Source organism: Algoriphagus sp. NBT04N3 (genome assembly GCF_019443765.1).
Lineage (GTDB): Bacteria > Bacteroidota > Bacteroidia > Cytophagales > Cyclobacteriaceae > Algoriphagus > Algoriphagus ornithinivorans.
In genome coordinates this window covers 3,606,387-3,626,768 of record NZ_CP048415.1, presented here as the reverse complement: position 1 = coordinate 3,626,768, position 20,382 = coordinate 3,606,387, and the positions used below count along the sequence as shown (strand labels likewise).

The 20,382-nt window shown below is 39.3% G+C and carries 18 protein-coding genes; 15 read left to right on the top strand and 3 right to left on the bottom strand.

The window, feature by feature from the left end:
• Positions 1-3: 3 nt before the first annotated feature.
• The 7 genes from GYM62_RS15860 to gldN all read left to right on the top strand — a co-directional run bounded on the left by GYM62_RS15860 (position 4) and on the right by gldN (position 7,580).
• Positions 4-1,119, top strand: a complete 1,116-nt coding sequence (locus tag GYM62_RS15860; RefSeq protein ID WP_219957122.1) for a DUF4271 domain-containing protein — start codon at positions 4-6, stop codon at positions 1,117-1,119.
• A 28-nt stretch (positions 1,120-1,147) separates the two neighbouring features.
• Positions 1,148-1,921 carry a uroporphyrinogen-III synthase gene (locus GYM62_RS15855; protein WP_144604584.1) on the top strand — a complete coding sequence of 258 codons (774 nt, stop codon included), beginning with the start codon at positions 1,148-1,150 and terminating at the stop codon, positions 1,919-1,921.
• Between the two features lie 76 nt (positions 1,922-1,997).
• On the top strand, positions 1,998-2,975 hold the full coding sequence (locus GYM62_RS15850; RefSeq protein WP_219957121.1) for a type IX secretion system membrane protein PorP/SprF: 978 nt from the start codon (positions 1,998-2,000) through the stop codon (positions 2,973-2,975).
• 170 nt (positions 2,976-3,145) lie between these two features.
• Complete coding sequence (gldK, locus tag GYM62_RS15845) at positions 3,146-4,240, top strand: gliding motility lipoprotein GldK (protein ID WP_091652250.1); 1,095 nt, start codon at positions 3,146-3,148, stop codon at positions 4,238-4,240.
• Between the two features lie 48 nt (positions 4,241-4,288).
• On the top strand, positions 4,289-5,080 hold the full coding sequence (gene gldL, locus GYM62_RS15840) for a gliding motility protein GldL (protein WP_091652253.1): 792 nt from the start codon (positions 4,289-4,291) through the stop codon (positions 5,078-5,080).
• A gap of 37 nt (positions 5,081-5,117) precedes the next feature.
• Complete coding sequence (gene gldM, locus GYM62_RS15835) at positions 5,118-6,731, top strand: gliding motility protein GldM (protein ID WP_219957120.1); 1,614 nt, start codon at positions 5,118-5,120, stop codon at positions 6,729-6,731.
• Between the two features lie 30 nt (positions 6,732-6,761).
• The gene (gldN, locus tag GYM62_RS15830; RefSeq protein ID WP_091652258.1) at positions 6,762-7,580 is read left to right on the top strand and encodes a gliding motility protein GldN; all 819 of its coding nucleotides are present in this window, start codon (positions 6,762-6,764) and stop codon (positions 7,578-7,580) included.
• 14 nt (positions 7,581-7,594) lie between these two features.
• On the opposite strand, the gene uvrC is transcribed toward gldN, so the two are convergent.
• From uvrC to GYM62_RS15815, 3 genes are all read right to left on the bottom strand, one after another.
• Positions 7,595-9,400: an excinuclease ABC subunit UvrC gene (uvrC, locus tag GYM62_RS15825; protein ID WP_219957119.1), complete on the bottom strand. Its 1,806-nt coding sequence runs from the start codon at positions 9,398-9,400 to the stop codon at positions 7,595-7,597.
• A 62-nt stretch (positions 9,401-9,462) separates the two neighbouring features.
• On the bottom strand, positions 9,463-11,766 hold the full coding sequence (locus tag GYM62_RS15820; protein WP_219957118.1) for a penicillin-binding protein 1A: 2,304 nt from the start codon (positions 11,764-11,766) through the stop codon (positions 9,463-9,465).
• A gap of 2 nt (positions 11,767-11,768) precedes the next feature.
• A complete protein-coding gene (locus GYM62_RS15815) occupies positions 11,769-14,390 on the bottom strand; it encodes a gliding motility protein (RefSeq protein WP_219957117.1) in 2,622 nt (873 codons plus the stop codon).
• A 132-nt stretch (positions 14,391-14,522) separates the two neighbouring features.
• Between GYM62_RS15815 and GYM62_RS15810 the strand changes: the two genes are divergently transcribed.
• The 8 genes from GYM62_RS15810 to atpG all read left to right on the top strand — a co-directional run bounded on the left by GYM62_RS15810 (position 14,523) and on the right by atpG (position 20,370).
• Positions 14,523-14,762, top strand: a complete 240-nt coding sequence (locus tag GYM62_RS15810) for an AtpZ/AtpI family protein (protein ID WP_219957116.1) — start codon at positions 14,523-14,525, stop codon at positions 14,760-14,762.
• A gap of 199 nt (positions 14,763-14,961) precedes the next feature.
• Entirely contained in the window at positions 14,962-15,345 is a 384-nt protein-coding gene (locus GYM62_RS15805; RefSeq protein ID WP_219957115.1) for a hypothetical protein, read from the top strand.
• 19 nt (positions 15,346-15,364) lie between these two features.
• Positions 15,365-16,393, top strand: a complete 1,029-nt coding sequence (atpB, locus tag GYM62_RS15800; protein ID WP_091652277.1) for a F0F1 ATP synthase subunit A — start codon at positions 15,365-15,367, stop codon at positions 16,391-16,393.
• Between the two features lie 37 nt (positions 16,394-16,430).
• Positions 16,431-16,688: an ATP synthase F0 subunit C gene (atpE, locus tag GYM62_RS15795; RefSeq protein ID WP_026947636.1), complete on the top strand. Its 258-nt coding sequence runs from the start codon at positions 16,431-16,433 to the stop codon at positions 16,686-16,688.
• 81 nt (positions 16,689-16,769) lie between these two features.
• Positions 16,770-17,264 (top strand): F0F1 ATP synthase subunit B, encoded by a 495-nt coding sequence (locus GYM62_RS15790; protein WP_144604603.1) that lies wholly within the window; start codon positions 16,770-16,772, stop codon positions 17,262-17,264.
• Between the two features lie 9 nt (positions 17,265-17,273).
• A complete protein-coding gene (atpH, locus tag GYM62_RS15785; protein ID WP_219957114.1) occupies positions 17,274-17,834 on the top strand; it encodes an ATP synthase F1 subunit delta in 561 nt (186 codons plus the stop codon).
• A 26-nt stretch (positions 17,835-17,860) separates the two neighbouring features.
• A complete protein-coding gene (atpA, locus tag GYM62_RS15780) occupies positions 17,861-19,438 on the top strand; it encodes a F0F1 ATP synthase subunit alpha (RefSeq protein WP_219957113.1) in 1,578 nt (525 codons plus the stop codon).
• Between the two features lie 59 nt (positions 19,439-19,497).
• Positions 19,498-20,370, top strand: coding sequence for an ATP synthase F1 subunit gamma (gene atpG / locus GYM62_RS15775; RefSeq protein WP_219957112.1), 873 nt, complete (start codon positions 19,498-19,500; stop codon positions 20,368-20,370).
• The last annotated feature ends 12 nt before the right edge of the window (positions 20,371-20,382 follow it).

Below are 20,382 nucleotides of genomic sequence, written 5' to 3'. Positions count from 1 at the left end.
AAAATGGCCAGAATCCGGATTTTCTTTCTCTTCACAGTTTTCTTTATTCCTGGTTTTTCCCTGTCTGCACAGGTTTTGGAAGATTATTCCAAAACTTGGGAGGTAGCTGAAAGAGAGAGTTGGTTTGCAAGTAGTGATAGAATAAGTCAGGAGTTGAATCTGGCTACTTTTCCAAAGGCTAATTTTTATCTGGAAGTCCCAGAGCAGACGGTGGTATTCGCTGGAGAAAAACTCTGGTTTTACTCCAATTCTGACACTGTTTTGATTCGAAGGGTAACAGATGTCGCACAAGAATTAGCTCAGGAAAAAGTGACTTTGACCCTATACAAAGAAGGTATAGGAAGCCAAGATATCATTTTGAAAAAAATGATTGGAACTGAGTTGGATCAGACCACTCCGGAGGAAAGCAAGAATTTCATAAGTATCCGGGAAAAAAAGAGAAGTGTACTCAGGGATTTTTTCGGACTAGGATTACTTATTGTTTTGTTTTTCATTGCCTTTTACAAGCAAGCATATCCTTTTCTTTTTTCCGGCATGCTGAGACCCAGTGGGCTACTTAGTGATGAGGATTTTTCCGATGTTGGGAGTTTGCAAAAGTTTTTTTCATTGGACGTTTTGCTATTTGTATTTATGGTCAATTTACTGCTGGCTTTGGTGGGTACATTGGGTTTTGTGATCTACAAGGGAGATTTGGTTTTTCAATTGATTGATCAAGATGTGATGTCTCTGATGATTTTCTGGTTAGTTACAACAGTTGGTTTGCTAATTCTTACAGTATTCAAGTTTATTGGGATAAGAATTGTTGCCTATTTATTTGATTTAAGGAAGCTGGAGTTTCCACACTTTTTCTATTTGCTTCGCTTAATTGTTTGGGCATGTTTTATTATGATCGGAGTTATCTTCGTTTATCTGATGAATTCCTTTTTTATGCTGGAAAATGTTCTTGAATTATCACTCCAAGTTTTCTTTTGGCTTTATCTCTTTGGGATTACAGGACTTTTCTTAATTATGATGAATCGCCTATCTTTTAAGAAATACCATTTATTTACTTACCTTTGCATCGCAGAATTAGTGCCTTTTCTGATCCTGGCGAAATGGATCATGGTATTAGGTCAATAGTAGATAAAATTTAAAGAAATTAATAAGCATGAGTGCAGCTATTAAGGATCGGTTTAAACCAGTCAAAAGTATTCTTGTCTCTCAACCTAAACCGAACGATGTAAATTCACCTTATTTTCAACTGGCTGAAAAATACAATCTAAAGATTGATTTTAGACAGTTTATTAAGGTAGAGCCGGTTCCTCCCAAGGAATTCCGAAAGCAAAAAATTGACATTCTTAAGCACACTGCAATCATCTTTACGAGCAGAAATGCGATCGATCATTTTTTCAATATTTGTAAAGAATTCAAAATAGAAATGCCCGCTGACATGAAATACTTCTGTATTTCGGATCAAACAGCCCATTATCTTCAAAAATATATTGTAATCAGAAAAAGAAAGCTTTTTGTAGGTCAGAAAACCGCATCAGATCTTTTTGATTATTTCAAGAAACATAAAAACGAAAAATATCTCTTTCCTTGCTCTGACATTCGTAAAGATGATATTCCAGATTACATGGAAAAAGCGGGTATTGCATTTACAGAAGCAATCATTTATCATACGGTAGCCGCTGATTTGTCAGACCTAGCGGATGTTAAGTACGATATTTTAGCCTTCTATAGTCCTTCGGGAATAAAATCTTTGAAACAAAACTTCCCGGATTTCGAACAAGGAAGAACCAGGATCGCGGCTTTTGGTCCGACCACAGCACAAGCCGTAAGAGATATGGGATTGATTTTGGACATTGAAGCACCGCTTCCAAATGCCCCAAGTATGACAGGAGCGTTGGAGCTTTATATCAAAAAGGCAAACAATTTGTAAATCTTGAAATCAAATTCTGTGGTTTTTCAGTTTAATTGCTTACAATAGTTCTATCATCTGACAAAACCACATTCAAATGATTCAAAGCAGTCGGTGGAAATACATTTTTGGCTTTGCTGTTATACTCAGTTTTTTCAGCATTGAATTCAGCTTTGCGCAGCAAGATGCGCAATTCACTCAGTACATGTATAATGGCATGTATTACAATCCGGCATTTGCTGGAAGAGAAGGAGGGTTTCGATTTTCAGCACTTCACCGAACACAATGGGCAAATTATTCCACTTCGTCAGGGACAGGGGGAGCACCTGTAACGCAGCTTTTGACAGCTCAGGGTAATTTAGAAGGGAAAAATATTGGTTACGGTATTACTATAGTCAATGATCAATTAGGCGCCACAGGAAATTTGGAGATCAATCTTCAGGGAGCCTATCATAAAAAAATCAATAGAACCACGATCAGTTTTGGTGCCTATGCAGGTATGTTCTCAAGTTCAATTGATTATGGGGAGTTGGTTGTGGTGAATCCAGAGCCAAATTTACCTTCTTCTGGGAAAGAAAATGCCATCAATTTCAATTTTGGTGCAGGACTTCTTTTGGACCGAGGAGATTATTATGTAGGTTTGAGTTCTAGACATTTAAACCAACCCGAGTTTGATTTTGGAGATGGAGGTTTTGCAAACCCATTAAGAAATCATTCCTATTTATTGTTTGGGTATAGATTCAGACCAGTAGGGCAGTTGAGAATAGAACCAAGTTTTCTATTAAAATCTGTGTCCTTCAATAATTTTTCTTATGATGTGAGCGTTATTGCTACTCACCAGAATAAGATTAGCGGGGGATTGGCATTTAGAGGGGAAGAAAGTGTTTCCCTTATCTTGGGATATTCTTTGTTAAGAGATAATTCTCTTGTTTTAGGATATTCCTTTGATTTGGTAGTTAGCGGTTTGGAGGCAAAATCTCCGACAAGTCATGAGCTTATGTTGCGTTATAGACTAACCGATATAAGTAGAAATGTAGAGCGAGTCATTCAGCGGACTCCAAGATTTAGATTTTAAGAGATACAGGATAGCCCTTGTATAAAGCTGAACTTCAGGAGAATTTATGAAAATTTATTCTGTTTAAAATTGGCAAGTTATTTGCATATCTGTTGAAAATTCAGCTAAATTTCGATCTTAGTCAAGGTTTTAAATAAGACTTTCATTTGATGATATAAAAAATGTCATTTATGTATAAAAAAAATAATATCCGCTTAATGCCGATCGTTTTGGGCTTGGCAATTGCGACAATCTTACCTGGATGCGGACTTTTTAGTAAAAAAGGATCGGCAAGTGAAAAGCTCAATCGGAGAGGTGAAGTGACCGGTGTTCCGAAGAGAGCACAATGGCAACAAAACCTCCCATACGATATGGTACCTATTAAGGCAGGAACTTTTTGGATGGGACAATCTGATGAGGACATAGCCTTCACCCAATCATCAATGAACAAGCAGATAACCATATCTGAATTTTTCATGGATAAGTATGAAGTATCCAATAACAAATACAGACAATTTTTAGAAGCTGTAAGAGAAGGTACACTTACTACCGGTACTCCTACCACTTTAAAAGAAGAACCACAATTCAATTTAGATGAGTTAAAGCCAGACACTACAGTTTGGTCTACTAGCTTCTCATTTCACTACGGTGATCCATTGATGGAATTCTATTTTGATCACCCTGCATTTGACAACTACCCAGTTGTGGGTGTGACTTGGGATCAGGCGAAAAAATATTGCGAGTGGAGAACATACCATATGAACGCAAATGATGAGTATAATTTTGATATGCCAAGTTTCCGATTGCCATCTGAGGCAGAATGGGAATATGCTGCAAAAGGTGGAAAAGACGTAGCAAAATATCCTTGGGGTGGTCCTTACTTGAAAAATAAGCGTGGATGCCTTATGGCTAACTTCAAACCGGGAAGAGGTAATTACATTGACGATGGGTTTGCTTATACAGCACCAGTGGATGTTTTTGCTCCAAATGGATTTGGACTTCATAACATGTCTGGAAACGTTGCAGAATGGGTATTGGATGCTTATGCTGCTACTTCCAGAACTGCTACTTGGGATTTGAACCCAGTATATGATGTGGAAACTGAACCAAGAAAAGTAGTAAGAGGCGGTAGCTGGAAAGATATCGCACACTACCTAGAAACATCTACCAGAACTTATGAATATCAGGATGTGGCTCAGGCTCACATTGGATTTAGAACCGCAATGACCTTTATCGGAAGGTCTGGCTCCATGGATGTGAAATCCAGCAAAAGACGAAGACGATAAATCAACCCAACACTTTAAAAACCAAAAACCTTAATTCTTAATTACAAAATGGCTAGCAAAAGCAACTTCTTTTATTCCAGCGTAATGCCTAAAATCTATGGTATTGGTGCTGCAGTCGTTATCCTCGGTGCAATGTTTAAAATCCTTGACTGGCAAGGCGCTAACATCATGATCGGTGTAGGTCTTACTACAGAGGCGGCGATTTTCTTCCTTTCAGCCTTCGAACCAAGACCAGAGGAAGTAGACTGGACCAAAGTTTATCCGGAATTAGCTGGAGATGGTCCTGCTCCTAAGAAAGCAAGAGCAACAGCTGGAGCTGGTGATCAAGTTTCTCAAAAGCTTGACGATATGCTAGCCAATGCTAAAGTTGGTCCTGAATTGATTGAAAGCTTAGGTAAAGGCATGCAAAATCTTGCCAGCTCAGCTGAAAAAATGGGCAACTTGGCAGATGCAGCAGTAGCTACTAATGAGTATGCTACCAACGTGAAAACAGCTGCAAAAACCCTAGTAGACATGAACGCATCTTATGGTAAAACTGCTGCGGCATTGACGGAAATGTCAGCTGCTTCACAGGATGCTAAAGAATATCATAATCAGGTGGTAACTGTAACCAAAAACCTTTCTGCTCTAAATGCAGTGTATGAAATGGAGCTACAGGATGCTAACAGCCACGTGAAAACATTGAACAAGTTCTATTCTAATATGACTGCTGCTATGGAAGGACTTAGCGAAGCAGGCAAAGAAACTGAAGCTTTCAAAAACGAACTTGCGAAATTGAATCAAAACGTAAGCTCATTGAATAAAATCTATGGTGGAATGCTATCCGCTATGAAAGGTTAATTCTTTCCCAAACAAAAAAACCATTAGATAAAAACAAATGGCAGGAGTTAAAGAGACACCTAGACAGCGGATGATCGGGATGATGTACTTGGTATTGACAGCATTGCTGGCTCTACAGGTAAGTAATCAGATCCTCCAGAAATTCGTCTTGATCAATGACGGGATGGAGAGAACTTCAAAAAACTTTATCCTTAAAAATGAATCAACGGTAGGTTCAATTGAATACACAGTTGAACAACAAGGAAATAATGAAAAAGATGTTCCTAAGGTAGCAGCAGCACAGCAAGTGCGAGAAACTACTAAAGAGATCTACAGCTACCTTGAAGATTTGAAGCAGCAGCTGATCACTCAGTCTAATGCTAAGAATGAAGAAGGTAACTTTGTGAGTTCTTCTTTGAAAAATACAGAGGTTGCGGGAAACCTTTTCGTGAACAACGGGAAAGGCGAGGAGATGAAACAAACTCTAAATGCTTATCCTAATAAGATTGAGGAGATTTTGGCTAGTGTCGGAATTACCGATAGAAAGTTTGCTCCAATTGCTTTGGATGCAGCTGAAATTGACCTCTTCAAAAATGATTCTGAAGCAAAGAATAAAAGCTTTGTTGCTTTGAATTTTGTGAAGTCCCCAGTGGGTGCAGTGATGGCTTTGATTTCTCAATATCAAAATGAGGTATTGAATATCGAAAGTGAAGCCTTAACTACTATCGCCAACACGATCGGATCATTCTACTTCAAAGCAGATATCACAGAAGCTAAAATCTCTGCAGTTTCCAATATTGTAGCAGCTGGTACCAAATTTGAAGGTACTATGTTTATTGCTTCTTCATCTTCATCTGCTACTCCAACCATGACTTTGGATGGAAGATCAGTAACTGTGGATGAAAGAGGATTTGGTCAGATTGAATTTACGGCTACTCCAGCTTCTCAATATGATGATAGAGGATTGGCTAGAAGAGTATTAAAAGGTGAAATTGTTACCAATATCGGTGGCGAAGATCAAGTTCTTCCTGTAGAGTACGAATACTTTGTTGCTCAACCAGTAGTAAAAGTTTCTTCTGAGGTTGTTCAGCAATTGTATGCAGATTGTGCCAATGAGTTGCTAATTGAGGTTCCAGCGCTTGGAAATACTTATGCGCCTGAATTCTCTGTAAGTAATGGTCAATCTATCAAAGGAAATAAGCCTGGGCAGGTTACGATTATTCCTGGAGCATCTGGTAAAGTAACTATCGGTGTTAGTTCTGGAGGAAATAAAATTGATGACGTAACGTTTGATATTAAACCAGTTCCTGCTCCAACCATTGTTGCTGCTATGTCCAATGGATCTCCGGTTGACTTGGCACAAGCTCAAGCAATTGGATCGCTTACAGGTTTGAAAATTTTAGCTACTCCTGAGCCTACATTCGGAAGAACAATGGCGAAAGATGCCAATTTCGAGGTAACAGGTGGAGAAGTAAGATTATTGAGAAGTGATGTTCCAAGACAGACTATCCAGATTTCAAATGGAAACAGCCTAGCTATGAGATCACTTTTGGAAAGTGCAAGACCTGGTGATGATATAGTGGTGGTGGTGAATCAAGTAACCCGTACCAACTTTAGAGGAAATAAAATTCCTACCTCATTGAATCAAATCATTCGTATCGGAGTAAAATAATTTTCCGGTAAGAATTCAGAAAATACGATTATGAAAAAGTTTCTTCAAAATTTATTCTTATCCGTACTCGTAGCTGGTGGCTTAGCCCCTTTGACGAGTGAAGCCCAAGTTGCGGCTACTAGTGTGAGTCCATCTGGATACGGTGATAGACAATTTGCTATTGATACCGTTTTCTCTGCCAAAAGGATTAGAGAGGACGATAAAATGTATCAAATTGGTGTCTGGAGAAGAATTGATTTGAGGGAAAAGTACAATCTTTCTCTTTATGGCTCTGGTGATGCTAAGACTAATGGCATCATGAGCTATATCTATAAAGCTGTTGTGGATGAAAATGCTTTGGAAGTTTTTGCTGACGAAGACTTTACCCGTCCATTATCAATTGCTGAATTCCAAGAGAATTTCTGGTTGAATGCAACTGGAGATAGTATTTTCGTTAAGCAATTGTATTATCTGGATTTCAAGGAAGATTTTGTATTCGATAAGCATCATTCGGATATGGTTTTTGACATTAAATTCATTCATTTGGTAATGCCATCTGCTACCAATTCCAATGCAGGTCAAGAAACTATAGGTTATATTCGCTACAAAGATTTCTACAACTACTTTAAAGATCATCCGGAAGCCCGATGGCTTAATTACCAGAACATATCTAAAAGTTTGACTTATGATGAAGCTTTTGAAAGTAGACTCTTTAGGTCGGTAGTGAGAAGGTTCACAAATCCAGATGAAGCTCTAATTGCTGATATGGTTAGGGCAGATCATCCGAACCCAGACATGAAAGCATACATGGATGCATTAGCATTCGAATACAAACTACTAGAATTTGAAAACTCCCTTTGGGAGTGGTAAAATAAAAAGGGGCTTTAAGCCCCTTTATTTTTTTCTTTCCATTCAATCAAAGCTTTTGCCCTGCTTGATCCAATAATTTCGGTTAGCTCTTCCTCGCTGGCCTGACTGATCTTTTTTACCGATTTGAAATGACTCAAGAGTCTATTGGCAGTGGACTCCCCAATTCCAGGTATTGCTGTTAATTGAGTTCCAAAAGCATTTTTACTGCGAACCTTTCTATGGAAGGTGATTGCAAATCGGTGAGCTTCATCTCTTATTCTTTGAAGCAACCTTAAACTTTCTGATTTTTTGTCAATATGAATGGGGTAGGAATCTCCTGGGAAATAGATTTCTTCGAGGCGTTTGGCGATCCCGATGATGGGCATTTTACCATATATTCCTAAATCCTGAATTGCTTCAACCGCTGAAGAAAGCTGTCCTTTTCCTCCATCGATCACAATTAACTTAGGAAGAGGCTTTTCTTCTTCCATCAGTCTTTTATACCTTCTTGTCACGATCTCCTTCATGCTGGCAAAATCGTTAGGCCCTTCCACTGTCTTGATGTGATAATGTCTGTATTCCTTTACAGCAGGCTTTCCATTTAAAAAACAAACCATACTTGCCACAGGACTGGTGCCTTGAATATTGGAGTTGTCAAAGCATTCTATATGATCAGGAATCTCCGGTAAACTCAAATCTTGCTGCAACTGACGGATAACTCTGTCCTTCTTATCTTGATTCAATCCTTGAAGTAATGCCTTCTCTTTTTTATAGAATAGTGCATTCTTGGTTGAGAGTTCTATCAGTTTCTTCTTATCACCAATTTTAGGCATGGTTAGATTAAGACCTTCTATTGGCTCTGTGATATCTATGTTTACCAATACCTCCTCAGCGTCGCTATTAAATTGGTCTTGTAACCTGATTAAAGCTGCTATCAGTAATTCCTCATTGCTTTCATCCAGCTTCTTTTTTAATTCCACATTTTTGGAAACAATCAAAGAACCATTTTTGACGCGCATGTAATTGACATAGGCATATTTTTCATCTGAAACCAAAGTACAGACATCATGATTGGAAATGCTTGGATTAGCCACAAGAGATTTGGCCTGATATTTTTCTAAAAGATCCAGCTTTTCCTTCATTCTATGGGCCTTTTCGAATTCTAAGCTTTCTGCGTAGGCTTGCATTTCCTGTTTGAAATAGCTTTTGGCTATCCCCAAGTTGCCTTTCAATATATGCTTTGCCTGCTCCAAGTCCTTCAAATAATTCACTTCTGCCTGCTTTCCTACACAAGGACCTTGGCAGTTGCCAATATGGTATTCCAGACAAACCTTATACTTTCCTTCATCAATTTTGTATGGCGATAAGTCCAGCTTGCAGGTTCTGATAGTAAAAAGCTCCCTGATCAAATCCAGTACATTATTCATCGCCTTGACACTGGCAAAAGGTCCAAAGTATGTTCCTCTTTTTGGGATTAATTTTCTAGTGGGGAAAATTCTTGGGAAATGCTCTTTGGTAATCAGTAAATAGGGGTAAGTTTTATCATCTCTTAGTAAGATGTTATACTTAGGCTGAGATTTCTTGATTAGGTTGTTCTCCAATAGGAGCGCGTCAAATTCAGAATTCACCAAGGTGATTTCGATTTTCCGAATCTCTTTGACCATTCTTCTGGTCTTGAGGTTCACTCCTGTATTTTTATTGAAATAGCTACTTACTCTTTTTTTAAGGCTTTTTGCTTTTCCAACATAAATCAGATCTCCACTTTCATTGAAGTATTTGTATACGCCCGGATGATCGGGTAATTGATTATAAGCTTCCGGTGAATATGAAGATGACTGCATACGGCTAAATTAAAAAAACAGCTCCGAAATGAAGCTGTTTTCAATAATAGAAGATTTTTTACTTAGAAATCGTTCTTTTTCGAATCATAATCAAATTCTACGAATCGCTGACTTTCCTTTTCGTAGACATCACAATTGATTTCTATGCTGAGTGGTCTTTCAGGCCTCGGAAATGGGCCTTTGGTATATCCAAGATCTTTGTCTGCATATACTTTCTCCATATATTTCACCCAGATAGGTCTGGCTGTTCGTCCACCTTGACCATCGTACCAGCTTCTGAAGTGGATAGCACGATCATCTCCGCCTGTCCACACCCCTGTTACTAGGTCCTTGCTGATTCCAATGTACCAGCCGTCGGAAGCATTTTGAGTAGTTCCTGTTTTACCGCCTAATTCATTGCCCTCTCTCAAAGACCAAGGAACTCCTTGGCTAGTTCCGGACTCTTCTTCGAAGCCTCCTCTTAGCATATATGTCATCAAATATGCATGTTCCTCACTCATAGCAGGTCTCTTCTTCGGAGTGAATTGGTGAATAACATTTCCATTTTTATCCTCAATTCTATCGATGTAGAATGGAGTGGTATGCTCACCCTGATTAACAAAGGTTCCAAATGCACCCACCATCTCAAAAACAGATACGTCATTTACACCTAAAGCTAAGGCTGGAACTTCTTCCAAATCACTGGTAACGCCCAACCTTCTAGCCGTTTCAATGACTATTTTCGGACTGAGTTTTTTCATCATATATGCAGTCACCGAATTGACTGATTTGGCCATTGCCTTACGGATGGTCATTCTTTCGTAGGTGAATTTGCCATCAGCGTTGGACGGGGACCAAGCTGGCTGGCCTGGAATGTAAACTTCCACAGGTTGATCAATCACTGAATAACATGGGCTGTATCCATTCTCTATTGCAGCAGCGTAGACAAATGGTTTGAAAGTAGAACCTGGCTGTCTCTTTCCTTGCTTTACGTGGTCAAATTTGAAATATTTATGATCAATTCCACCAACCCAAGCTTTAATATGGCCCGTATGTGGATCCATACTTACAAAACCTGTCTGAAGGAATTTCTTATAGTATTTCAATGAGTCCATGGTACTCATCAAAGTATCTATCTCTCCATCCCAAGAAAACACTCTCATCTTCTTCTTCTCATTGAGCTTGATATTGATGGAGTCCTCATTGTCCTTGTAGCGGAGTTTCAATAGTCTGTAAGCTTCGGTTCGTTTAACAGCATTTTCGATGAAGTTAGGAATCACTCTGTTTTCGCTGTCTATCCAAGGGTCACGACTTCCCATTTCCTTATAAAACTTCTGCTGTAATGCTGCCATTTGTTCAGCAACAGCCTCTTCAGCATATTTCTGCATCCTGCTGTCGATGGTTACATATATTTTCAAGCCATCGCCAAACAAATCATAGGAGGTTCCGTCAGACTTGATATTCTCTTTGGTCCATCGAAGCAAATCTGCTTTCACTACTTCTCTGAAATAAGTAGCTAATCCTTGGTTTTGGTTTTGAACTCTATAATCCAGTTCAATTGGCATATTTGAAATCGAATCAAATTCATTTTGTGTCAAATGATCATTTTTCACCATTTGATACAAAACAGTATTTCTTCTTCTCAAAGAGTTTTCAGGATTGAAAACAGGGCTATAATAGGTTGGAGCTTTGAAAAGACCTACCAAGACGGCAGACTCCTGCACATCCAATTCTGCCGGAGTTTTATTGAAGAATGTTCTTGCGGCAGTTTTGATTCCGTATGCGTTCGAACCAAACTCTGAGGTATTCAGATACATGGTCAAAATCTCATTCTTGGTGTATGCCTTTTCCAGCTGAGTAGCTACAATCCACTCTTTGGTTTTGATAATCAACATTCTCAAACCCGGAATAGAACTCAAAAAGCCCTGATTGGCATCAGTTCTGGTTTTAAATAGGTTTTTAGCAGTCTGCTGGCTTAAGGTAGAACCACCCCCAGCATCTTGCCCCAAGAGAATTGATTTGACAAAAACCCGAACCATTGCTGTCATATCAATTCCAGAGTGATCTTCGAATCGAACGTCTTCTGTGGAGATGAGGGCATTGACTAGATTGGGAGAAAGCTCATTGAAACTTACCGGACTTCTATTTTCCCGGGCATAGGTTCCCAATAGCAGACCGTCAGAAGAATATAATTCTGAAGCTACTTCGCTTTCTGGGTTTTCCAGTGCTTTGAAATCCGGAAGTGGACCAAAAAGCCCTAAGAAATTTACAGAGACCATCCACACGAATAGGATGAATCCGAAAACCATTGCTCCAAAGGCAATCCAGAGGTATTTGATTGTTTTACTTGCCCAAGAAGTTGTCTCGGGCTTGGTGTTTTTACTCATATTTATTGATAATATGCCTCAAAAAAGGCTCTATATTCTTCTAAGTTTTTACTTCTATTCAGAATTTGAAAGTTTTCAATGGAGATAAAGAATGCCTGGTCTTTAAGCTCTTTGCTAAGTTTGGCAGACTCAAAGTTCTCCATAAATTTCAAATAATACTCTTTTGCCTTCTCCGCATTAGTGAATGGACTGATGATATAAATGGCATTTTCTCTATTCATATTCATATTACCAGTCCTCAACCTTGAATTGGAGAAGTTTTTAGCATGGAAATTTTCCAATTCTCCAACCAAACCTGCGGCCTTTTCTGCTTCCTCCGGGCTCATGACCAAAACCATGATATGAGTCTGATTTTCATCCAACTTAAATGGAGAATCCAATAGCTTTTTCTCTGTCGAAACAGAATCCTTCAAGGATAAATTCAAATTAGCAGAGTCCAGAGCGGTACTGTCTGCCTGATTTAATGAAGCCAAATCTTCTTTCGGCAAGAGTGGCTTGAGCATATTTCTTGCCAATTCTACCAAGCCCGCATCTTTTGTGTTTTCTATATAAGCCTCCAGCCTTTCTTTGAATCTTTCACGGCTTTCAACTTTTCCGGAAATCATGATATCCAAGAGCAATAATCGTTCTGTATTTCTTGTTAATGGATATTCTTCCAAAGTTGATCGGATAATTCTTCTACTTTCTCCGAAGTTGCCGTTGTAGTATAAATCATAGGCCTGCTCGTAATTTTTGGAAGATTGGAGATAGGCTATATTTCCTGAAGCTGCTTCTGGATTATTTACTGAATAGGTGTACTGTGAATCAGGATACTCCCGATTTAATCGGCCTACATACTGCTGAAAGTTTCCTCCTCTTTCTTTTTGTGCCAAATACAAAAGGTAATATGCTTCTGGCTTTTTGGAGCTGTTAGGATACTCTCGGACCAGTACCTCCAAATTGTCAATAGATCTCTCTATTTCTTTTAAATCAAAATAAAGAACCTTGCCCAATTCAAAATAAGACTCCTCCAATTCCTGATTTAATGATTTTTTGTCTTCAGCAGTCTGAGGTATCTGTGCTAACAGAGTTTCTATATCAGGTAATTGATTTAGGGGATTGTTTTCATCAGTAGTGGCGGTGGAATCTACTGTTGCCTGTGGATTATTGCCGGTATTTCCCTGAAAATTAACTGCACTTCTTCTCCAATTATCCTGAAGAGGACGATTACCCCAGGTTCTGTAAAATGTAATTGCTCCTTGCTGCATTGCAACTGCATTATCGAAATAGAAAGAAGAACCAGAGCCCCTGTCTGCAAAAGCTAAGAGATTATCAAAAATCCCTGAATTTTTGGGTTTTTCTTTTGCCTTTGCTTCGGCTAGAAGCCTTTCCTCTTCAGATTTGATAAACTGGTTTGCAAGTGCAGTCTGTTCCTCTTTGCTGAGAGAACTCAAAAACAAAAGGCTATCATTTTGTTGAATTCTCTCCACATGAAAGACATATTGATCCAAGGTTTCTTTTTGCTGTGCAATTTGAGCAGCGCTTGGATCTGAGGCTTTGATAAAAGTTAAGGCACTATCCAAGTAATACTTTGTGGCTCTGTAATCTTTAAATTCATTGAAATTTATGTCTGCCAGCTTTTGGTAAATGTACCCCTTCAACCTTGGGTTGCTACCGGGCTCTTTTGCTGCTTGGTGTAGTAGACTTACAGTTAAAGGAATATCACCTTGTTTTTCTTCAAAAAGAGCCCTTTCGTAAACCACTACATCTTTGAGGTCCTTGTTTTTTTGATCTGCATATAAGGACTCGTAGTAATTCCGAACTTTTCTCAAATCCTTGGAAGCATTCAACTCGGCCACTTGCTGAGCATAAAGTTGGGCAAAGAAACTTCTTTCATAGGGGGGATTTCCCTCCTGAGCTTTCTTGTAATAATCAAAAGCCAAAGCATCCAAGCCTTCTCTTTGATATAATTGAGCTAGAATAAAATTAATTCGGGAGGTTTCTTTTTTGTCTTGCGCATATTCGGTGGCTTTATCTAAGGCTCCGATCACTCCACTTCTATCCCTTCTTTTTTCGTAATAATAGGCCAGAGTCCTGTAAAGCTCATACCGATTTTCCTCATTGATTTTAGACTCTTTGGACAAATAATCTATAGTAAAATTGGCATCCTCAAATTGACTCAAATCCACATATAGTCTAAGCAGGTTAATCAATGCCTTATGTCTGAGGTCCCTGTCCTTGCTTTTGACATTGACGTATTTGAAGGCATTTTTTGCATCATCAGATTGAGCCTCCAGATAATCTACTTTTCCGATTAAATAGTAGCTATCATCTACCCACTTGGATATTCTATGCCATTCAATTGCCTTAGATGCCAATTCCCTCGCTGACTCCAATTTTTCATTGGAAGATTGGATAGTCGCAGAATCGATAGGAATAAATACCGGTAAAACCTGAGTGTAGTCTTCTTTATAGTTGCTTTTTACTTCTTTCAGCACTTCATTGATCTTGACATCTGCTAGATAGTAAGCATTGTAATGAGATGTGAGATTGTGAAAAGCCCGGTTGGTGAAGGTATTCCTCTCTGAAGAGCAGGAACCTAAAAAAATTGAACAAATAAATATGAGCCGGGATGTAAGCCGCATGAATAAATACAAAGATTTGTGATACCAAAATAGCTCTTTTGTGCTACATAGCGAACGAAATAGGCATTCAAATATTTCAATTCACTGAATACCAGAGGAAAGGTATCGGATTATTTTACTTTATTTAAGAATATGGAGCAACCTGAAGATCCAAAAAAGGAGAGAAAAGCATGGAATGACAGCAATTCCTTTGTCAAATATATTGGTTTATCCTTTCAATTATTTGGTGTGATAGGTGCGGGAACCTGGTTTGGTTGGTGGCTGCAGCAAAAAAGTGACATGAAATTTCCTGTGTGGATACTGTTGTTTTCTTTTTTATCGGTTTTTCTGGCTTTTTATCAGCTTTGGGTGTCGATGAAACAAGATAGGTGAAGTTAGAAAGCTAAAATCAGAAGTCTGAAATCTAAAATTAGAAGTCTTAAAAACAAGTAATAGCGAGGGCTGTGCTATAAGGTTTGATTTTCCTGGAAGTAAAATGCCATAAGCAATCTTATAGTCTAAAAGCAGGAATTCAATTCGTAAAACCATCATCCAAATAAAATTTGGTACTTTTGTAAAAAATTAATTCACCATGTCTTTACCAAAAAATATGCATCTCCGCTTCTTTATCCTTTCGGGGATTTTGGCAGGATTGATCTTGATTTTACAGGTTTTGGTACCACAGATTATCCACACTCATATCTGGCATATTTATTTTTTCCTCCTAATTATCTCCTTTTTTATCAATGTTTTAAACGCTTTTTTACTCAAATCATTTTCTGAAAATTTCTTTCAAATATCTGTTTTAGCAATGATTCTGAGATTAATTGGCTCTTTGGTGTTCGTTGGGATCGAAGTTTGGCCCGGAATGGAGAATATAATTTTGTTTATAGGAGATTTCTTTGTGATTTTTTTGTTCTACTTAGTTTTTGATATCTACGCCTTTCTATCTAACTTGCGCCCGATTTCAAAGTAGCCCTCAAATTAAAGAGTTGATGACGCGCAAACTACTGGCCCTAAGTATTTTATTATCAGCATTTTTGCTGGGATTTTCTAACCCCACTTTCGCAGCCGGATCAGAGGAAGACAAGACGAGCTTCATCATGCATCACGTGAAAGACTCGCATGAGTGGCATTTTGCGACCTTTGGTCACACGCATGTGACCCTGCCTTTGCCTGTAATTGTCTATTCCGGCGACAGAGGTTTGGAGGTTTTTATGTCCTCCAATTTCCAAAATCACGAAACTCATGAGTTTGGAAAAGAATACGCCCACGAAGGATATTACATTGACGAGCATGATCATTTGGGTAGAGTTGATGAAGGTAGCTTCGTTGAGTTATCCATTACGAAAAATGTGGTCATGATGTTTATCGTCATGTTCATTTTGGCATGGATTGCGCTTTCTGCAGCTGGACACTACAAGAAAAACGGTGCTGTAGCCCCTAAAGGTGCGGCTGCGTTGATTGAGCCTATCGTGATTTTTGTGAGAGATGAGATTGCAAAAAATTCGATTGGTCCCAAATACAAAAAGTTTGTTCCTTACCTAATCACACTTTTCTTATTCATTTGGTTTGGTAACCTATTGGGTCTTCTTCCTGGTGCTGCTAACCTAACCGGTAATATTGCTGTGACTTGCACCTTGGCGGTTTTGACCTTTATCATCACCAACGTGAACGGAAATAAGGATTATTGGAAACACGTTTTCGCAACACCTGGAGTTCCGATTCCAATGTTGTTGATCATTGTTCCGGTAGAAATCATCGGTTTGTTTACCAAGCCATTTGCTTTGATGGTCCGATTGTTTGTGGCAATCACTGCTGGACACATTGTAATCCTAGGTTTTATTGCCTTGGCATTCATCTTTGAATCTTACACTATTGGGGTAGTAAGTACCTTGATGGTCACATTTATCAATATTATCGAATTGCTGGTTGCTACAATTCAGGCTTATGTATTTACACTATTTACAGCGATGTACATAGGTGGTGCGGTAGCAGAGCACGCGCATGACGATCATCATTAATTAGGAATTTCTTTGTTCAATTTATAAATCTACAATTATGTTAATGTCTATCTTATTGACTGCTGGTTATGCTCTTATGGGAGCTGGAATCGGTGCTGGTATTGTTGCGATTGGCGCAGGACTTGGTATCGGTCGTATCGGTGGTCAGGCAATGGAATCTATTGCTCGTCAGCCAGAAGCTGCTGGTAAGATCCAAGGTGCTATGTTGATCATCGCAGCCTTGATCGAGGTGGTTTCCCTGTTCGCAGCGGTAATCTGTTTGTTGATCGCGTTGAATATCGCGGGCATCAGCTAATCAAAAATTGAAAAGGGTCTGGCTTCGTGCCATTCCCTTTTCTTTCTGTTTCATTGAACAATCTGAAATAAATCATACATCATGGATTTGATAACCCCAGGTTCCGGTCTTATTTTCTGGCAGCTATTAGGCTTCCTAGGTTTGCTTTTTATCTTGATCAAATTTGCTTGGAAGCCTATGCTTGCAGCTTTGGAAGAAAGAGAGAGCAGCATTGAAAATGCATTGAAAGCAGCTGAAACTGCTAGAAATGAAATGGCTAATCTCAAAGCTGAAAATGAGAAGCTATTGGCAGAAGCCAGATTGGAAAGAGATGTCATCTTGAAAAAAGCTCAGGATGCTTCCAATAAAATGATTGAAGACGCTAAGGCCGAGGCCAGCAAGCAGGGAGCTCAAATGATCGAAAATGCGAAAGCAGTGATCGAGACTGAGAAGAAAGCCGCTTTAGCTGAGGTGAAAACTCAAGTAGCTGTCTTGACCCTTGAAGTAACAGAGAAATTATTGAGAAAGAATTTGTCAGATGAGAAAGCTCAGAAAGAGTTGGTTGACGAATTCATCAAAGATTTGAAGCTAAACTAAGATCCTCCCATGTCAAACCAAAGAGTAGCATCCCGCTATGCCAAGTCCATTTTGGAACTAGCCCTTGAAAAAGGTCAGTTGGAAGAAGTTCATGAGGATTTCCAAAAGCTTACCACTATTGCCAATGGCAATAGAGATCTGAGCTTATTGCTGAAAAACCCAATCATCAATTCTGAAAAGAAATTGAAGGTTTTGAAAGCACTTTTTGCTAAAGGAGCTCAGGAAATGACCCTGACTTTCTTTGAAATTGTTTCCAGAAAAAACAGAGAAGAAATTCTGATAGACGTTGCTAAAGAATTTGAGATTCAATACAACATTCATAAATCTATTCAAGTAGCTGAATTGACTACTACTTTCCCGATAGATGAGAAAATGCGCAAAGAGTTTATTGCCATTGTTAAAGAAATTTCCGGAAAGGACTCAGTGCAGTTAGTTGAAAAAATCAATCCTGCGATGATCGGAGGATATGTATTAAAAGTGAATGACCGTCAATTGGATGAGTCATTAAGCAGTAAACTGAGAGTATTGAAAAATCAGTTTAGCGAAAATCATTACGAAAGTAAAATCTAATCCAAAAGCATTAATCAATCTATATCATGGCAGAAGTAAGACCAGATGAAGTTTCGGCAATCTTGAGAGAACAACTCTCCGGAGCCAGAACAGAGGCCGAACTCGAAGAAGTGGGTACAGTCCTTCAAGTAGGGGACGGTGTAGCTCGTATCTATGGACTTTCTAAGGCTCAGGCCGGTGAATTGCTGGAATTCGACAATGGTCTGAAAGCAATGGTACTGAACCTAGAAGAGGACAACGTAGGTGCGGTATTGTTCGGTGACTCTAAAGAGATCAAAGAAGGCGATACTGTAAAGCGTACCAAGAAAATTGCCTCTATCCAAGTCGGTGAAGGCATGTTGGGCCGAGTAGTGGATACTTTGGGTAACCCAATTGATGGTAAAGGACCAATCGCAGGTGATTTGTATGAAATGCCTTTGGAGCGTAAGGCACCAGGTGTAATCTACAGACAGCCTGTAACTGAGCCTCTTCAAACTGGAATTAAGTCTATCGATGCCATGATTCCAATTGGAAGAGGGCAGCGTGAATTAGTTATCGGTGACCGTCAGACTGGAAAGACTGCCGTAGTTATTGATGCTATCATCAACCAAAAAGAATTTTACGATAGAGGCGAACCTGTTTTCTGTATCTATGTTGCTATCGGTCAGAAAGCTTCTACAGTTGCAAACGTTGTTGCAGCCTTGGATAAAGGTGGAGCTCTTCCATATACAGTTATTGTTTCTGCATCTGCTGCTGACCCAGCTCCGATGCAATTCTTTGCTCCATTTACTGGTGCAGCGATCGGTGAATTCTTCCGTGATACCGGAAGACCTGCATTGGTTGTTTATGATGACTTGTCTAAGCAGGCAGTTGCATACCGTGAAGTTTCCCTATTGCTAAGAAGACCTCCGGGACGTGAAGCTTATCCAGGTGATGTATTCTATTTGCACTCCAGATTATTGGAAAGAGCAGCTAAGATCAATAAGTCTGATGCCATTGCTCAGCAAATGAACGATCTTCCTGAGTCTATCAAGCCTTTGGTAAAAGGTGGAGGTTCTTTAACAGCCTTGCCAATTATCGAGACTCAAGCTGGTGACGTTTCTGCTTACATTCCGACTAACGTAATTTCCATTACTGACGGTCAGATTTTCTTGGAGACTAACTTGTTCAACTCCGGTATCAGACCTGCAATTAACGTAGGTATCTCTGTATCCCGAGTAGGTGGTAATGCACAGATCAAGTCCATGAAAAAAGTAGCCGGTACTTTGAAATTGGATCAAGCTCAGTTCCGTGAATTGGAAGCATTTGCCAAGTTCGGTTCTGATTTGGATGCAACTACCAAGAGAACAATCGAAAGAGGTAGAAGAAACCAAGAGATCTTGAAGCAGCCTCAATACTCTCCAGTATCCGTAGCTCATCAGGTAGCTATTATCTATGCTTCTACAAGAGGATTGATGGATTCTGTACCTGTTGAGAAAGCAAGAGCATTCGAAAAGGAATTCTATACTTTGTTGGATACTTCTTATCCGGAAGCTTTGCAGTTGATCCTAAAAGGAGATATTGACGGAGCTGGTGAAATTCTAAAGAAAGCAGCTGCAGAATTATCACCGAAATACGCAAAATAAATCAATTAGCCGGGGGTGTATTCCTCCGGCACTTTATATCCGATTACAATTAAGCACTGATGGCTAACCTTAAGGAAGTAAAGCAGCGAATCACCTCGGTAGTTTCTACTCAGCAGATTACCAAAGCTATGAAAATGGTTTCTGCTGCGAAACTCAGAAGAGCTCAGGACAAAATCGTTCAGATGCGTCCTTATTCTCAGAAGTTGACCAATATTCTCAACAATGTTTCCGCTTCACAAGATGGAGCAGCAGATATTGTTTTTGCTCAAAAGCGGGAAGTAAATAAGGTGTTGATTGTACCTGTGACTTCGGACAAAGGCTTGTGCGGTGCTTTCAATTCCAACGTAATCAAAGCAACCAATGCTGCGATTAAAGGACAATTTGCCGGGAAAGAAATCACCATCTTACCTTTGGGAAAAAAGGCTTACGAGACTTTCAAAAAGCGTGAGTTTTCTGTAATCAGCCAATTCTATCAGGTTTTTTCTGATGTATCTTTTGACAATGTTAGAGCTGCTGCTGAGTTCGCTATGAACGCCTATGTAGCTGGAGACTTTGATCAGGTGGTTTTGGTTTACAATGAATTCAAAAACGTAGCTACTCAGATTATCCGTACTGAACAGTTTTTGCCAATGGCAAAAGAGAATAACGGAGAGGAAAAAGTAGCAGAAACAGATTATATCTTAGAACCATCCAGATCTTATATCATTGAGGAATTGGTTCCTACATCTTTGAAGATTCAATTTTACAAAGCAGTCTTGGAAAGCAATGCTTCCGAGCATGGAGCTAGAATGACTGCTATGGATAAGGCAACTGAAAATGCCGGTGAATTGCTCAAAGAATTGAGATTGATGTATAACAGAACCCGTCAGGCGGCTATTACCAACGAGATCTTGGAGATCGTTGCAGGTGCCAATGCCTTAGGAGGGAAGTAATTACAATAGACC

Excerpts from the sequence above, each read along its gene's own strand:
- GYM62_RS15860 (WP_219957122.1), top strand. The coding sequence starts at position 4 with ATGGCCAGAATCCGGATTTTCTTTCTCTTCACAGTTTTCTTTATTCCT.
- GYM62_RS15855 (WP_144604584.1), top strand. The coding sequence starts at position 1,148 with ATGAGTGCAGCTATTAAGGATCGGTTTAAACCAGTCAAAAGTATTCTT.
- GYM62_RS15850 (WP_219957121.1), top strand. The coding sequence starts at position 1,998 with ATGATTCAAAGCAGTCGGTGGAAATACATTTTTGGCTTTGCTGTTATA.
- gldK (WP_091652250.1), top strand. The coding sequence starts at position 3,146 with ATGTATAAAAAAAATAATATCCGCTTAATGCCGATCGTTTTGGGCTTG.
- gldL (WP_091652253.1), top strand. The coding sequence starts at position 4,289 with ATGGCTAGCAAAAGCAACTTCTTTTATTCCAGCGTAATGCCTAAAATC.
- gldM (WP_219957120.1), top strand. The coding sequence starts at position 5,118 with ATGGCAGGAGTTAAAGAGACACCTAGACAGCGGATGATCGGGATGATG.
- gldN (WP_091652258.1), top strand. The coding sequence starts at position 6,762 with ATGAAAAAGTTTCTTCAAAATTTATTCTTATCCGTACTCGTAGCTGGT.
- uvrC (WP_219957119.1), bottom strand. The coding sequence starts at position 9,400 with ATGCAGTCATCTTCATATTCACCGGAAGCTTATAATCAATTACCCGAT.
- GYM62_RS15820 (WP_219957118.1), bottom strand. The coding sequence starts at position 11,766 with ATGAGTAAAAACACCAAGCCCGAGACAACTTCTTGGGCAAGTAAAACA.
- GYM62_RS15815 (WP_219957117.1), bottom strand. The coding sequence starts at position 14,390 with ATGCGGCTTACATCCCGGCTCATATTTATTTGTTCAATTTTTTTAGGT.
- GYM62_RS15810 (WP_219957116.1), top strand. The coding sequence starts at position 14,523 with ATGGAGCAACCTGAAGATCCAAAAAAGGAGAGAAAAGCATGGAATGAC.
- GYM62_RS15805 (WP_219957115.1), top strand. The coding sequence starts at position 14,962 with ATGTCTTTACCAAAAAATATGCATCTCCGCTTCTTTATCCTTTCGGGG.
- atpB (WP_091652277.1), top strand. The coding sequence starts at position 15,365 with ATGACGCGCAAACTACTGGCCCTAAGTATTTTATTATCAGCATTTTTG.
- atpE (WP_026947636.1), top strand. The coding sequence starts at position 16,431 with ATGTTAATGTCTATCTTATTGACTGCTGGTTATGCTCTTATGGGAGCT.
- GYM62_RS15790 (WP_144604603.1), top strand. The coding sequence starts at position 16,770 with ATGGATTTGATAACCCCAGGTTCCGGTCTTATTTTCTGGCAGCTATTA.
- atpH (WP_219957114.1), top strand. The coding sequence starts at position 17,274 with ATGTCAAACCAAAGAGTAGCATCCCGCTATGCCAAGTCCATTTTGGAA.
- atpA (WP_219957113.1), top strand. The coding sequence starts at position 17,861 with ATGGCAGAAGTAAGACCAGATGAAGTTTCGGCAATCTTGAGAGAACAA.
- atpG (WP_219957112.1), top strand. The coding sequence starts at position 19,498 with ATGGCTAACCTTAAGGAAGTAAAGCAGCGAATCACCTCGGTAGTTTCT.